General features: G+C 49.5%; 14 protein-coding genes. All 14 read right to left on the bottom strand.

What is annotated here, in order from left to right; translation table 11 throughout:
• Positions 1 to 338: 338 nt before the first annotated feature.
• The 14 genes from FTV88_RS04365 to FTV88_RS04300 all read right to left on the bottom strand — a co-directional run bounded on the left by FTV88_RS04365 (position 339) and on the right by FTV88_RS04300 (position 13,329).
• Positions 339 to 833, bottom strand: coding sequence for a hypothetical protein (locus FTV88_RS04365; RefSeq protein WP_153724562.1), 495 nt, complete (start codon positions 831 to 833; stop codon positions 339 to 341).
• A 509-nt stretch (positions 834 to 1,342) separates the two neighbouring features.
• Positions 1,343 to 2,611: a UDP-N-acetylglucosamine 1-carboxyvinyltransferase gene (gene murA, locus FTV88_RS04360; RefSeq protein ID WP_153724561.1), complete on the bottom strand. Its 1,269-nt coding sequence runs from the start codon at positions 2,609 to 2,611 to the stop codon at positions 1,343 to 1,345.
• Positions 2,612 to 2,984: 373 nt separating this feature from the next.
• Positions 2,985 to 4,010, bottom strand: coding sequence for a YwmB family TATA-box binding protein (locus FTV88_RS04355; RefSeq protein ID WP_153724560.1), 1,026 nt, complete (start codon positions 4,008 to 4,010; stop codon positions 2,985 to 2,987).
• Positions 4,011 to 4,071: 61 nt separating this feature from the next.
• Entirely contained in the window at positions 4,072 to 4,383 is a 312-nt protein-coding gene (locus tag FTV88_RS04350; RefSeq protein WP_153724559.1) for an MTH1187 family thiamine-binding protein, read from the bottom strand.
• Between the two features lie 18 nt (positions 4,384 to 4,401).
• The gene (locus tag FTV88_RS04345) at positions 4,402 to 5,916 is read right to left on the bottom strand and encodes a B12-binding domain-containing radical SAM protein (RefSeq protein ID WP_153724558.1); all 1,515 of its coding nucleotides are present in this window, start codon (positions 5,914 to 5,916) and stop codon (positions 4,402 to 4,404) included.
• 324 nt (positions 5,917 to 6,240) lie between these two features.
• Positions 6,241 to 6,669 (bottom strand): F0F1 ATP synthase subunit epsilon, encoded by a 429-nt coding sequence (locus tag FTV88_RS04340; protein WP_153724557.1) that lies wholly within the window; start codon positions 6,667 to 6,669, stop codon positions 6,241 to 6,243.
• Between the two features lie 17 nt (positions 6,670 to 6,686).
• Positions 6,687 to 8,102: a F0F1 ATP synthase subunit beta gene (atpD, locus tag FTV88_RS04335; RefSeq protein ID WP_153724556.1), complete on the bottom strand. Its 1,416-nt coding sequence runs from the start codon at positions 8,100 to 8,102 to the stop codon at positions 6,687 to 6,689.
• Positions 8,103 to 8,177: 75 nt separating this feature from the next.
• Positions 8,178 to 9,056 carry an ATP synthase F1 subunit gamma gene (gene atpG / locus FTV88_RS04330; protein WP_153724555.1) on the bottom strand — a complete coding sequence of 293 codons (879 nt, stop codon included), beginning with the start codon at positions 9,054 to 9,056 and terminating at the stop codon, positions 8,178 to 8,180.
• 81 nt (positions 9,057 to 9,137) lie between these two features.
• Positions 9,138 to 10,646: a F0F1 ATP synthase subunit alpha gene (gene atpA, locus FTV88_RS04325; RefSeq protein ID WP_153724554.1), complete on the bottom strand. Its 1,509-nt coding sequence runs from the start codon at positions 10,644 to 10,646 to the stop codon at positions 9,138 to 9,140.
• Positions 10,647 to 10,746: 100 nt separating this feature from the next.
• Positions 10,747 to 11,301, bottom strand: coding sequence for a F0F1 ATP synthase subunit delta (locus tag FTV88_RS04320; RefSeq protein ID WP_153724553.1), 555 nt, complete (start codon positions 11,299 to 11,301; stop codon positions 10,747 to 10,749).
• Positions 11,295 to 11,795 (bottom strand): F0F1 ATP synthase subunit B, encoded by a 501-nt coding sequence (gene atpF / locus FTV88_RS04315; protein ID WP_153724552.1) that lies wholly within the window; start codon positions 11,793 to 11,795, stop codon positions 11,295 to 11,297. The genes FTV88_RS04320 and atpF overlap by 7 nt, the downstream gene beginning before the upstream one ends.
• A 104-nt stretch (positions 11,796 to 11,899) precedes the next feature.
• Positions 11,900 to 12,136, bottom strand: coding sequence for a F0F1 ATP synthase subunit C (atpE, locus tag FTV88_RS04310; protein ID WP_153724551.1), 237 nt, complete (start codon positions 12,134 to 12,136; stop codon positions 11,900 to 11,902).
• A 69-nt stretch (positions 12,137 to 12,205) separates the two neighbouring features.
• Positions 12,206 to 12,934: a F0F1 ATP synthase subunit A gene (gene atpB / locus FTV88_RS04305; RefSeq protein ID WP_243137305.1), complete on the bottom strand. Its 729-nt coding sequence runs from the start codon at positions 12,932 to 12,934 to the stop codon at positions 12,206 to 12,208.
• Positions 12,931 to 13,329, bottom strand: coding sequence for an ATP synthase subunit I (locus FTV88_RS04300; protein WP_162007894.1), 399 nt, complete (start codon positions 13,327 to 13,329; stop codon positions 12,931 to 12,933). Before FTV88_RS04300 ends, atpB begins: the two co-directional genes overlap by 4 nt.
• Positions 13,330 to 13,345 lie beyond the last annotated feature (16 nt).

Raw genomic sequence — 13,345 nt, 5'->3', positions numbered from 1 at the left:
CCCTCTTTGCAGCAGAAACATTAGGAAGTTACGCAAAGCAATGCCAATGGGAGTAACAATCAGCAAAAACCTTCTGGGCTTGGGCATCACGCTTTCCGGAGCGGGACTTGGGACCTCAGCTGTCGCCAGCTTGCTGGCGGTAACAGCGTGGGACCAGTCCAGAGCGGAGGAAAGCGTGATGACCTGGCCCCTCTATGAAGTAACCCCAACGTAATCGGACATAGCAGGGATGGCACAGGGACATTCCTTTTGGTAGCTATTTTCATCAAAGGGTTGTGCCAACCAAGCATGGGGGCGGTTTAACTCGAAAAAAAGGCCCCTAGAAAGGGTGCCTTTTTTTATAGAGGTCTTGGCCCGATTTCATCATCGAAACCATCCATGTCTTGATAGAAGGTGCCATCTTTGTCTTTTTCTACAGGAATCATCTCGATGGCTTCAGAGCCACCGATTCTTTCACCATGATCTGGATAGATGTTGGGGTATTCCGGTGTAAATTCGATATCACTGGGAGAGTCTGAAGAACCGTAGGCAGCCACCTCTTGCCAGGTATCTTCGCCATCGTACATAACTGGATCCTTTCCATCGTGATCCGCACCATGTTCACCAATGGAATAGAGGTGATCAGACTGAATAAAGATAGAAGGCCCTTCTTCTTCTACCTCATCATAAGCATTATCTTTGCTTCTATCACTTTGATTTTGTGCATGGGCTTCATTGGGCAAGTTAATGACTCTTTCATTAGAATAAAAACGACTTCCTTGCAAAAGCATGCCGACCACAAGGGCGATTACAATTGCACCAGCAATGTAATAGATCCTTTTTTTGTTTTCCACCAAAAATTCCTCCTGCGACCATTGTTTTCCTTAATTTCAATTCTTTCGACATATCTCTATTTATTCCTTCTTCTGTGATTCGGAATTTGTTAGGAAAAATCATTTTTCTTGTACAGTTTGAAAGCACTGAAAAAGTCTCTACTTTAGTTAACACGAAAGAAAATAGCTACTAAGCAGTTGCATATACATCGCAGAAAATTGCGCAAAGCAATGTCAACGGAAAGTAACAATCAGCAAAAATTCTCTGGGCCTGGGCATCACGCTTTCCGCAGCGGGACTTGGGACCTCAGCTGTCGCCAGCTTGCTGGCGGTAACAGCGTGGGACCAGTCCAGAGCGGAGGAAAGCGTGATGACCTGGCCGCTCTATGAAGTAACCCCAATGTAATCAGGAAATATTGATTTTCATCGTTGGTTGCGCCCGACTGGGCATGGGGGGTTAAAATGAAAAAAGCCGAGGATCTTTTTTGTTGATCCTTGGCTTTTTTTGGTTCTCTGCGGTTATACCCTAGTTATCCCCCGTTCCCATTCGTTCTCTCGATTCTGGCGCCGGCTTGTTGGAGTTTGCCGACGATGTTGTCGTAGCCGCGGTCGATGTGTTCGAGGGCGCCGATTTCGGTGGAGGCTTCGGTGCTGAGGGCGGCGATGATGAGGGCGGCGCCGGCGCGGAGGTCTGTGGCTTTGACGGGGGCGCCGGAGAGGTTTTTGACGCCTTCTATGATGGCGCTGCGGCTTTCGACTTTGATTTTGGCTCCCATCCGCTTGAGTTCGTCGACGTGCATGAAGCGGTTTTCAAAGACTGTTTCGGTAATGACGCCGGTGCCTTTGCAGATGCAGTTGAGGGCCATCATCTGGGCTTGCATGTCTGTGGGAAAACCGGGGTATGGGAGGGTTTTAATATCGACGGCTTTGATCTCTTCTTGGTAGGGACGGATGCGGATGGAGCTTTCTCCTTCTTCTATGGGGATGCCCATTTCTTTGAGCTTGGCGATGACGGGCTTGAGGTGTTCGGCGATGACGTTGTCGATGGTCAGGTCGCTGCGTGTGGCGGCAGCGGCTACCATGTAAGAGCCCGCTTCGATGCGGTCAGGGATGGGGGTGTGGGTCGTGCCTTGTAGTTCTTTGACGCCTTCGATTTTGATAACTGTTGTGCCGGCGCCTTTGACTTTGGCACCCATGGCGTTGAGGTAGTTGGCAAGGTCAACGATTTCCGGTTCTTCGGCGGCATTTTCGATGATGGTTTGGCCTTTGGCTAAGGCAGCGGCCATGATCAGGTTTTCGGTGGCGCCGACGGAGGGAAAGTCTAGGTAGATGCGGGCGCCCTGCAGTCTTTGACAGTGGGCTTCTACGTGGCCATGTTCGAGATTGACTTTCGCTCCCATGGCTTCGAGTCCTTTGAGATGTAGGTTAATCGGTCTTGAGCCGATGGCACAGCCGCCAGGCAGGGGGATTTTGGCTTGTCCATAACGGGTGAGCAAAGGTCCGATGAGCAAGAAGGAGGCTCTCATGCGCCTGACATACTGGTAAGGTGCTTCAAAACTGGTTGGTTTGGCGCTGCGTATGATAATATTGCCGTTTTCACGGGCTACTTCTTGTCCTAGATGTTGTAAAACTGCACAGGTGGTGTCAACATCGGTTAGGTGTGGGACTTCTAGGATTTTTGATTCACCTTCACCGAGAAGAGAGGCGATGAGGATGGGAAGGACCGCGTTTTTGGCGTTACTGACTTTGATCCGGCCTTGTAGAGGCTTTCCTCCGGTGACGATAATTTTTTCTTCCATATATATCTCTTTTGCCGCTCTCATCTCGTTGGTATCAACAGGAGAAGCCGGCCTGACCCCCCTTTTTTCTTTGTTAAGTGATGCCTATCATGATAGGTATGTATTGTATGTGGATGCGAACCCTACGTAGCATGTGGTTCTTTTCGCCTATAAATAACTTATCTTTCTTATGCTGGTATTGTTTCGACGTTGCTTTTTTTTGTTCCTGCTTGTACTTACTTTTTCCTTGTGGTAATGCTGCTAGTCAAGGTTTGTCTTGCGAAATAATAGTGCTAGTGGAGATTTTTTACCTTGCTTTGTAGAGTGGCAAATGCTTTCTTCTATTGCTTTCTGCGAGACCTGCACGTGGGGGGTAGAGGCGCCCCCCACAACTTTAGGTCTCTTGCATGACTAAGGGGTAGGATAGAAAGAAGTGGGTTTTATTGTCGATGCCGTGGTAACGAGCGAGGGCTTGGAGGTTGATTTCTTGCCCACCAATGAATAGGCCTGGGGGGAGTATGGGTGATTGGGCACTGAGGAGATTTCTCTGGCCTGGCGTTTCGACTTTTGTTGCGTGAAGATGGTCGAAAAGTTGTAGGATTGTTTTTTCTTGTTCTTCTGCTGTGAGTTTTCCTGTCCGCTGACCTTGTAAGGTAATGGTGTATTCGATGCGGTCGCTCCGTTCGACCAGTTTGTTCAGTTGTTGAAACCAGTTGTTGTTGGCGAATTCTGGCATGGGCTGTCGAATGTACAGGGAAAGGTGGCCCTGGTTGCCTTGCATTTGCAAGGTTAGTTCGACGTAGGATCCGTCCAATTGCTGATCTCGTATCTGTCCATATAGATGTTCTTCTTGGATTTTGACTTCTGGTGCTTGCGCACTGAGTCGGCCTGTGAGCTCGTGGTAGAGTTGATACAGGTAGGCTTCTGCGGCCATAGAGCGTTCACTGGCGCTGTTAAGTTGTCGATCAAAGGGTCCTCCGTTAAGAGGCAGCCAGAGACTGAGCTGGCCTTCGGTGGCTAGGATGGCTGATTTTTCCATAGCAGTATGCATTTTCTCGACAATCATGGGGTCGATGCGACTCTTTTCTGTGGTTGCAGCGGTGGGGTTGGGTATATCGAAGGCATTGTAAAAAAAGTCGCTGCCTTGGTCGAGAGCACCGCTGGGATCTTGTAGGAGGCTGGGTTGTGCGTCGCCTTCTACGATTTCAAAAGGATCGAGATGGCGACTGTATATTTTTCCGGTTAGGTTTCCAGGAATTTCCTTCATGTGGTCTACGTAGAGACCGATAGTTTGTTTGGCTTGTGGGACCTGGTGCAGTAACCAGCGTACGCTTTCGCCATCATTTCTAAAAAGGAGAAAAAAGACGAGTAGCAGTAGAAATAGTGTCTGCAGGGTCATGATGGTTATAATTCGAAGCATAAAAACACCCTCTTTGGCACTCTTCTACACAATTATTGCCATTAAGGGTGAGGGATATACACTATTTGGTACCGATGGCAAGGATTACAGAGTTTACTTTTCCTTCCATGGTGTTGGATTTGTCTCTGCGGTCGTCGATGCGTATGGTTGTGGAGACTCGTTGGGCACCTTCGTCAAAGGGAACTTGGTGCATTTTCTGGACGATTTCTAGGATTCGAGGAAGTTCGCCTTCTATAATGGTGGACATGGGTGTGAGTTGATAGCGTATGTCCGTTGCTTCTTGCAGTATACGATGGCAGGCAGCTACGTAGGGGCTTAGGCTTGGGCTTTTTGTGCCTAGGGGAACGATGGTGACTTCTGCGATCACGGGCAAGGTTCAATTCCTCCTCTTTTAGGTTAAGCCAAGTTTCATCAGTGCTTTGCGACTGGCGCGGCGCATAAGATTCCAACCGTTGGCGGAGGTGCGAAGGATGTTCATGAGTTCTGGCTTTCTTTTGAATAGGTCTTTTTGGAAAAGGGGCATCATGCGAGATGTCCAGCCAAATTGGGTGAGGTAGATCATGATTTTCCAGTAGGCTCTTTCGCGGTCTTCGTGGGAGCCTGTGTGGGTCCACCAGAGGAAGGATCGGTATTGTTCTTCGATGGGTCTGTTTTGTTGATCTTTGAGTTCTTCCCAGGTGAGGACGCCTTTTTTTACGGCTACTTTTTCGATATCGGTGCCGGGTAGGAAGTGGAGGCCGTGCATTTGTAGTTTGAAAGGTTTGTGTAGCTTCATGCAGAGGTGGTAGGTCATTTCGAGGTCTTCTACGGATTCAAAAGGGCTGTCGAGGATGAGGTCGAAGATGACTTCTGGCACTTTGGCTTCTGAGAGGACGCGACTCATCTCGATGATTTGTTCGTCTGTTTCGGGTCGGAAGTAGATTTCTTTGCGGATGCGTGGCGAACCATGCTGTAAACCGACGACGATCTGGTGTAGTCCGGCATCTACGAGCATGTCCATGATTTTTTTCTTGATTTTTAAGGGGTGACCCCATATGTTAAAGGGCAAATTAATTTCTTTTTTGTAGGCTGTGACGAATTCTTGAACCCATTCTTCGTCGTCGGCAAAGATTTCGTCCCAGAACCAGACCATGCGCAGGTTTTTCATTTTGCTGCGAGCCATGCGCAGTTCTGCCATGGTGTTTTCTACGGAACGCTGTCGAACGAAGGGGCCTTTGCCTTTGTAGAGGCGCTTCATGTTCAGGCTGCTACAGTAGGAGCAGACGTAGGGGCAGCCTCGCGAGGCGCTGAGTTCGTAGGAGATGCTGTTGATTAGGGGATCTCCGCAGTGAACTTTGTCGCCGGTGATGTGTGCCATGTTGTTGCCGCCCATGTCGGGAAAAGGAATGGTGTCGAGATGGACGTGCAAAGGTTGTAGTTCGTTAATGATGATGGGTTCGTCTTTTTGACTTTTGTCTCGATAGGTAAGGTTGGCAACGCTGGTAAGGGGACGTTTCCCTTGAAAAGCTTCGACGAGTTCAATGATGGCTTCTTCGCATTCACCGCGCATGAGATAATCGCAGTGGTTGAGGCTTTCGTCCGGGATTAAGGTGGCGTAGACGCCGCCCCAGACAAAAGGTGTGTCGGGGAAAGCCTGGCGCATGCGCTTGGACATTTCTTTGGCTACTTCTATATAAAAGGAAGACATGACGCTAAGTCCAATCATGTCTGGCGATGATTTTTTGATTTGTTCGAGGAGCAGGTGATACTCTCGTTCGGTGGGGCTAGAGGCGTTGAGACTGTTGAAGTCTTTGAAGTAGATGATGTCGACTTCGTAGCCTTTTTGCTGAAGGACCGAGGAGAGGTAGCGAACGCCGAGGGCTTTGTTGTTGTAGAGACCGATAAGGAGGATTTTGTAGCTTTTCACTGTTTATGCACCATACCCTTGAAATGTTTTTTTGGTACTTCTTGTTGGGACTTGTGAAGTTACATCTTCCGTTGGTGTTGCTTGATTTGCTTGCATTTATTGTAAGGTTACTTGTAAAGTTCTTTTTTGTTCTTTTTTATTATCGCACAATATGGCGAAAAGTACCACAGTTATGTAAGATTCTCGGGATTTGTCTAGAGTCTCCTTTTGTGTGGTTTATGGATGCTCCCTTGGGTTTATAGAAAAAAGCGCCTTGCTTCCATTGTATGGATTGCAAGGCGCTTTTTGAAGCGGGCCTTTTGGGCTTTTGCTTTGTGTTTTGCTTTAGGCGTCGTAGTTTTTGTCTTTGGCTACTTCGAGTCGAAGGATGGCTCTTTTTAGGGCCAGTTCGGCGCGGGCTAGGTCGAGGTCTTCGTTGCTCATCGGTGCGCTTTCCATGCGTTGCTCGGCGCGGCGGCGAGCGGCTTCGGCACGTGTGATGTCGATCTCGACGGACCTTTCAGCGGCGTTGGCTAGAATGGTCACTTTGTCACCGGATACTTCCATGAAGCCACCGGTGAGGGTGAGCTTTTCTTTTTTGGAGCCTGCTTCGTATTCGAGTAAGCCTATGGTAAGTGCCGTAAGCATAGGGGCATGGTCGGCCAGTATGCCGAGGCTGCCCTCGATGCCGGGAGCAGAGGTGAATTCCACTTCCTCGGTGACAACAACCCGCTCGGGTGTGACAACCTCGAGTTGGTAGGTCTTATTGGCCATAACTTGTCACTCCCCTCTTAGGCTTCCATCTTCTTGGCTTTTTCGAAGGCTTCTTCAATGGTACCAACCATGTAGAAAGCACCTTCTGGTAAATCATCATGCTTACCTTCGATGATTTCTTTGAAGCCTTTGATGGAGTCTTTAAGAGGTACAAATTTACCAGGTGATCCGGTAAATACTTCTGCAACGTGGAATGGCTGAGATAAGAAGCGCTGTACTTTCCGGGCTCTAGCAACAACGAGTTTATCTTCGTCGGAGAGCTCGTCCATACCGAGGATGGCGATGATGTCTTGCAGTTCTTTGTAGCGCTGCAAGAGCTTCTGTACGCCACGAGCAACGTTATAGTGCTCTTCCCCAATGATGTTGGGGTCTAGAAGACGAGATGTGGAGTCGAGTGGATCCACCGCTGGGTAGATACCAAGCTCGGCGATGGAACGAGACAGAACGGTGGTCGCATCCAAGTGAGCAAAGGTGTTCGCTGGAGCGGGGTCTGTCAAGTCATCGGCAGGTACGTATACAGCCTGAACGGAGGTAATCGATCCGTTCTTCGTGGTTGTAATCCGTTCCTGGAGCTGACCCATCTCTGTAGCAAGTGTAGGCTGGTAACCAACGGCAGAGGGCATACGACCTAAGAGAGCCGAAACCTCAGAACCGGCCTGGGTGAAACGGAAGATGTTATCGACGAAGAGAAGAACGTCTTGGCCTTCGCGATCACGGAAGTATTCAGCCATGACAAGGCCCGTTAGAGCAACCCGCTGACGAGCACCGGGTGGTTCGTTCATCTGACCGAAGACCATGGCGACGTTGTCTAATACGCCGGAGTCTTTCATTTCATGATAGAGGTCATTACCTTCCCGTGTACGCTCACCAACACCGGCGAAGACGGAGAATCCGGAGTGGGCTTTGGCGACGTTGTTGATCAATTCCATGATCAAAACGGTCTTACCAACACCGGCACCACCGAAGAGACCGATCTTACCACCTTTGGCGTAAGGCGCGAGCAAGTCAACGACTTTAATACCTGTTTCCAAAACCGTGGTAGATGGCTCGAGGTCTTCGAAGCTTGGAGCAGGACGGTGAATGGGCCAGTTTTCTTCAGCCTTGGGCGCTGGCTTTTCGTCAATGGGGTTACCCAATACGTTAAACATACGACCCAAGGTTGGGCGACCAACGGGAACGGAGATGGCAGCGCCAGTATCTAATGCTTTCATGCCTCTGACTAGACCGTCAGTGGAGGACATGGCGACACAACGAACGGTGTTGTTCCCTAAGTGTTGTGCGGCTTCTAAAGTCAAATTGATCTCAATGCCTTCCCAGTTGTCCTGATCGGCAGAGGAGATTTTGATGGCGTTATAGATTTCAGGCAATTGACCAGGGAGGAACTGCACGTCCACAACCGGTCCAATGACCTGAACCACTTTACCGAAGTTCATCGAGGGTACATACCTCCTCCAACTAGGGAGTCGAAAATTTTTGCTTTTGCTAGAGCAGCTATTTAATAATTGTGTTTAACCGAGTGCGGCGGCACCGCCAACAACTTCGGAGATCTCCTTGGTGATGGCTGCCTGACGAGCGCGGTTGTAAGACAAGGTAAGCTTGTCGATCATTTCTTTGGCATTGTCAGTCGCAGAGCCCATGGCTGTCATCCGTGCACCTTGTTCGGAAGCTTTCGCTTCTAAGAGGGCTCGGTAGATCTGGTTCTCTACGTATTTGGGAAGAAGTTCGTTCAGGACAGCTTCCATTCCTGGCTCAAACTCATAAAGCGGTGCTGGTTCAGCTTTATCCTGTTCTACTTTCGCAGCACTTTCTTCGTTTTTCTCTGCTGGAATGGGCAGAAGTTGCATCTGCGTAGGACGCTGGGTTAAAGCGGAGATGAATTCGTTAAAGACGAGGTGTACTTCGTCATAAACGCCTTCTTCATAAAGCTTCATGACTTCGCCAGCAATCTCTTTGGCTATCCCATAATGAATATCTTCACCAAGACCAATGTATTCTTGTTCAATCTTCTGACCTGTACGACGGAAAAAGTCTCGACCTTTCCGTCCAATGCAGACCAGTGAGATATCGTCGCGACCTTTGACTTGACCGTTCACTTTCCTGATCACGTTGGCGTTATAACCGCCACAGAGTCCTCTGTCTGCTGTGATGACAACATAGCCAATATGTTTGACTTCACGAGTCTCCAGGAGCGGATGGTTCACGTCTTGTGCCGCTTCGACGAGGCGAGAAAGCACGCCCTGAATGCGGTTCGCATAGGGTCGCGCCTGGCTCACCTTGTCCTGGGCACGACGGAGCTTGGCGGCCGCAACCATTTTCATGGCCTTGGTAATTTGTTGCGTATTTTTGATAGACCGAATGCGGCGCTTAATATCGCGCATACCGGACATATACTTTCACCTCGCTCTCGCAATTCTCAGAAAAGGGCCTTTGGCGGGTCCTCGACCGTTCAGGGGCCATGAAGCGTAGGCTTATGCTACGAAAGTTTTCTTAAACTCTTCAATGGCTTGTTTGATCTTGCCGATGAGTTCGTCGTTCAAGGCCTTTTTCGTGCGAATTTCTTCGAGAATGGAGGCTTTGGCTGTTTTCATAAAGTTGATGAAGCCTTCTTCAAACTTGAGCACATCGCCAACTTCGATATCATCTAAGAAGCCATTAACGGCAGCATAGATAACAACGACTTGTTCTTCAACAACGAAAGGCTGGTACTGTGCTTGCTTGAGAATCTCGACCATGCGCTGACCACGGTTAAGTCGAGCTTGTGTTGCCTTGTCCAAATCGGATCCGAACTGGGCAAAGGCCGCAAGTTCGCGATACTGGGCCAAGTCAAGACGCAACTGTCCTGCAACTTGCTTCATTGCTTTAATCTGGGCGGAACCACCAACCCGAGATACGGAGAGACCGACGTTAACAGCAGGACGAATACCGGAGTAGAAAAGATCTGACTCCAAGAAGATCTGTCCGTCTGTAATCGAGATAACGTTCGTCGGAATATAGGCCGAGACGTCACCTGCCTGGGTCTCAATAATGGGTAGGGCTGTTAAGGAACCAGCACCTAGTTCGTCGTTCAACTTCGCAGCACGCTCTAAGAGACGGGAGTGCAAGTAGAAGACGTCACCAGGATAGGCTTCACGACCAGGAGGACGACGAAGCAAGAGGGACAATTCACGGTATGCAACGGCCTGCTTAGACAGGTCGTCATAGATGACCAAGGCGTGACGTCCGTTGTAGAGGAAGTATTCACCCATGGAGCATCCAGAGTAAGGCGCAATATAGAGAAGTGGTGCTGGCTCAGAAGCCGTTGCACTAACGACGATGGTATAGTCCATGGCGCCGTTTTCTTCTAATGTCTTAACGACACCGGCCACGGTAGATGCTTTCTGACCAATGGCAACGTAGATACAAATAACGTCTTGACCTTTTTGGTTCAAGATGGTGTCGATGGCTACAGCTGTTTTACCAGTCTGACGGTCACCGATAATCAATTCCCGCTGGCCCCGTCCAATGGGAACCATGGAGTCAATGGCTTTTAAGCCTGTCTGCAGTGGTTCATGAACGGACTTCCTAGCGATAACACCCGGCGCAGGTGATTCAATGGGGCGGAATTGCTTGGCATTGATCGGACCTTTGCCATCGAGAGGGTGTCCTAGTGGGTTAACGACGCGGCCGATCAGTTCATCACCGACAGGCACTTCCACGATGCGGCCTGTTCTTTTTACGGTTTGGCCTTCTTTAATCTCGGTGTAGGGACCGAGAATAACGCATCCGATGTTGTCTTCTTCGAGGTTCAGGACCATACCATAGACCTGACCGGGAAACTCGAGAAGCTCACCAGCCATGGCTTTTTCCAAGCCATAGATGCGGGCGATACCGTCACCGACCTGGATCACCGTACCGGTGTCGGCAGCCTCCAGGGGTTTTTCATAACGCTCGATCTGCTGCTTGATAATGGCACTGATCTCTTCTGGACGTAGACTCATGGACGGTTGATTCACCCCTATCCTCGAAACGAGTTTAGTTTTTTATTGAAATATCTTGAGATGGTTCTGATTCGTTGTGCTTTACTCTCCGCTACTTATTCTATACAGTCAAAGGTGCCTTGAGCAGAGATTCTCGGAGTCCTTGTAGTTTGCCCACGACAGAGGCGTCAATGACGCGATCGCCAATGGTGATGACGACGCCACCGATAAGAGCAGGGTCGACTTTTTGTCTCAAGATGATTGTCTTGCCCGTTAGGCGGGCGATCTCTTGCGTCATCTTGTCGGCTTGCTCTTTTGTCAGTTTGATAGCACTGGTGACGTGAGCTTCTAAGAGGTTGCGGGCCTGGTTAGCCAGGCGCACAAATTCTCTGTAAATACTAATGAAGTAATTTTCGCGACGCCGCTCGATGACGAGCAAGATAAAAGCACGGGCTGCTTCTGAATAGCCGCCTTTTTCTAAGATAGCGTCTGCGAGTTCTTTTTTGGCTTCTACCACGATGGAAGGGTGGTAGAGGTGCTGCTGTAATTCACGATTGTTATCGAGAAGGACAACAAAGGTACCGAGTTCTTTTTCCAGTTGATCGAGGGAGTTCGTCTGCTCTCCTATCTCCAACAAAGCCTGGGCATAGCGACGGGCCACTGCTCCGACTAACATGGCAGTCTCCCCACCTCTTTGATCGCATCGTCAACCAGCTTTTTCTGGGTGGCGGGATCGATGTTTTGCTGAATCGCTTTCTGGGCTGCTAAGATGGAGATATTGACGGTGTATGTGCGTAATTCGTCAAGGGCCTTTTGCTTTTCCCGTTCGATCTCGGCACGAGCCCGGTCACGCAGGTTGTCCGCTTCTTGCCGGGCGGCGGCGACGATTTCTTGGGCTTTTTCTTCAGCCACTTTGGTTGCATTGGTCATGATGTCATGGGCTTCTTTGCGAACACGGGTCTGCTCTTTTACGTAGTCTTCACGCAGTTTACTTGCTTCAACAAGTTCTCTTTCGGCTTTGTCAAAATCAGACTGGATCTTAGCTCGTCTGTCGTCGATAGCTTTGATCAGGGGACCAAAAGCAAATTTGTGAAGCAGGCCAACGAGCAGCAAGAAGCTGATGACCATGGCTAAGATGGAACCTAATTTAATGCCTAATGCCTCTAGCAACGCGTAACCTCCTTTATGGAGCCGTTATGGGTTCGCTCCTGCTTCGCTACGCTCATGATTTTAGTGAAATAAAATAAATCTTAGACGGTACTTGGAGCTGTCGATTAGGCAGAGCCTACGCCATAGAGCAAGAAGGCGATAACGACGGCAATAATGGGAAGGGCTTCAACCAGACCAACGCTGATGAACATGGTTGTTTGTAGAGGACCGCGAGCTTGTGGCTGGCGAGCAATTCCTTCAACCGTTTTGGATGTGACCATTCCAACCCCGAGCGCCGCACCTAGAGCAGCAAATCCTGTGGCGAGGCCAGCACCTAAAAGAGCATAAGCTTGAACGTCCACTGATAGATTCTCCTTTCACTTTTCCCCTGTAAGTTTTTTAGATTTTTATGGTTCAAGACTTCTGATGTTTTAGTGTTCAGAAGCATTGACGGCTTGGGAAACATACACGATGGTTAAGATGGTAAATACGAAGGCCTGGATGGCTCCAATAAAGAGTGAGAAGCCTAGCCAGATTACGTGGGGGATAAATCCACCCAAGATGAAGATCAACCCAAATGGGATGAACTTGAGGAGTACGCCCATGAGCACCGATTTCGCGTAAATGTTCCCGTATAGACGGAAAGCAAGTGTCACCGGCTTGGTGATTAATTCGATGAGGTGCAAGGGCAGGAAGAGCCAGTGTGGCGTAAGGAAGTGGCTGAAGTAGTGCATGCCGTTGTACCGTATGCCCCAGATCTGGACGAGGATAATCGTCAACAAGGCCAGAGCTAAGGTCGCGTTCAGGTCACCAGTTGGTGATACCATGTTCTCCTTCGTGATGATGCCACCTAGGCCGAATGTAAAGTTGGGGAACAGACCTATCGTGTTGCTGAACAAGATAAACAGAAGCAAGGTAAGGATGTAGGTTAGGAGCGCTCCCATCTTCTTGTAGTCGGCATTTTCTGCGATAAGGTTCTTGATAAATTCGAGAACCATCTCGAAGGCTACGGTTAGACGTCCAGGTACGCCTGCTGTAGCTCCTCGGCCGACCATAATGCCGACGACGAGGAGGATGGCCATGGTGATCCAGGTTGCAACGAGAGTATCGGCCCAGAACTCCAAGCCCATGAAATGCCATACTTCTCTTTCGTATGTCATTGTTGTTCCATTGTCCCCCCTTTCGCTTCGTTATTGTCGATGGTCGAATCTTTTGCCTGTATGACTCCCACAATGACGGTTGTTACAGTGGGCATGAGCAGGCCAAGACCCGTAGCCAAAACGTGGAACTTTTCGGGGGCTCTGGCAGCAATCAGAAGGGCCACAATGGCTAGTACAAAGCGCACGATAAAGCCGGACAGGATGTTCTGGACGGTCTTTTCGGCCGCTTGTCCATCGGCTCTTCGTTCTCGTACATAGGTGAACCAGGTGGCTATGCTACTGAGAAACCATCCTAAGGCAAATCCTGCTGGAATGGCAGGATTATCTATGAAGGGCACGAATACCAGGCAAACCCCCACCCCCAGGAGGTTCAGGTAAACGAGCCGTGCCAGCATTTGACGAAGTTCCATT

The organism is Heliorestis convoluta (genome assembly GCF_009649955.1).
In the GTDB taxonomy this organism is placed as follows: domain Bacteria; phylum Bacillota; class Desulfitobacteriia; order Heliobacteriales; family Heliobacteriaceae; genus Heliorestis; species Heliorestis convoluta.
This window is presented reverse-complemented; position numbering and strand designations above follow the sequence as displayed.

Bases quoted from the DNA above. Each gene is read 5' to 3' on its own strand.
- murA (WP_153724561.1), bottom strand. From the start codon at position 2,611: ATGGAAGAAAAAATTATCGTCACCGGAGGAAAGCCTCTACAAGGCCGG.
- FTV88_RS04355 (WP_153724560.1), bottom strand. From the start codon at position 4,010: ATGCTTCGAATTATAACCATCATGACCCTGCAGACACTATTTCTACTG.
- FTV88_RS04340 (WP_153724557.1), bottom strand. From the start codon at position 6,669: ATGGCCAATAAGACCTACCAACTCGAGGTTGTCACACCCGAGCGGGTT.
- atpD (WP_153724556.1), bottom strand. From the start codon at position 8,102: ATGAACTTCGGTAAAGTGGTTCAGGTCATTGGACCGGTTGTGGACGTG.
- atpG (WP_153724555.1), bottom strand. From the start codon at position 9,056: ATGTCCGGTATGCGCGATATTAAGCGCCGCATTCGGTCTATCAAAAAT.
- atpA (WP_153724554.1), bottom strand. From the start codon at position 10,646: ATGAGTCTACGTCCAGAAGAGATCAGTGCCATTATCAAGCAGCAGATC.
- FTV88_RS04320 (WP_153724553.1), bottom strand. From the start codon at position 11,301: ATGTTAGTCGGAGCAGTGGCCCGTCGCTATGCCCAGGCTTTGTTGGAG.
- atpB (WP_243137305.1), bottom strand. From the start codon at position 12,934: ATGACATACGAAAGAGAAGTATGGCATTTCATGGGCTTGGAGTTCTGG.
- FTV88_RS04300 (WP_162007894.1), bottom strand. From the start codon at position 13,329: ATGCTGGCACGGCTCGTTTACCTGAACCTCCTGGGGGTGGGGGTTTGC.